Consider the following 464-nt stretch of genomic DNA (forward strand, 5'->3'; position numbering starts at 1 on the left):
GCCGACGATCTATCTCGTCTCCGGCCTGTTCAGCATCGTCACCGGGCCGCTGGTCGGCCGGGCGAGCGATGCGTTCGGCAAATACCCGACCTTCGTGTTCGGCAGCGTGGTGTCCGTCATCATGGTGCTGATCTACACCCATCTCGGCCACGTCGCGCTGACGACCGCGATCCTCGTCAACGTGCTGATGTTCGTCGGCATCTTCTCGCGCATGATCCCGTCGCAGGCTCTGATGTCGGCGATCCCCGATCCCGACCAGCGCGGCTCCTTCAGCGCGATCAGCGCGTCACTGCAACAGCTCTCCGGCGGCCTCGGCTCGGTGCTCGCCGCCGGCATCATCACGGAAGGGGCGGATGGCTCGCTGATCCACTTCGACCGGATCGGCTACGTCGTCGTCGCAACCTCGATCGTCTCGCTGGTCGCGATGTACTTTGTGCAGAAGGCGGTGGCGGAGAGGGCGGGGA

Annotated in this window: 1 protein-coding gene; it reads left to right on the plus strand. The window is 65.3% G+C overall.

Going from position 1 to position 464, the window contains the following annotated elements; all coding sequences use genetic code 11:
* Window positions 1–464, plus strand: a 464-nt coding sequence (locus CV770_RS41370) for an MFS transporter (protein WP_146101493.1), incomplete at both ends; no start/stop codon positions are given.

The organism is Bradyrhizobium sp. AC87j1 (genome assembly GCF_002936975.1).
Taxonomy (GTDB): Bacteria; Pseudomonadota; Alphaproteobacteria; order Rhizobiales; family Xanthobacteraceae; genus Bradyrhizobium; species Bradyrhizobium shewense.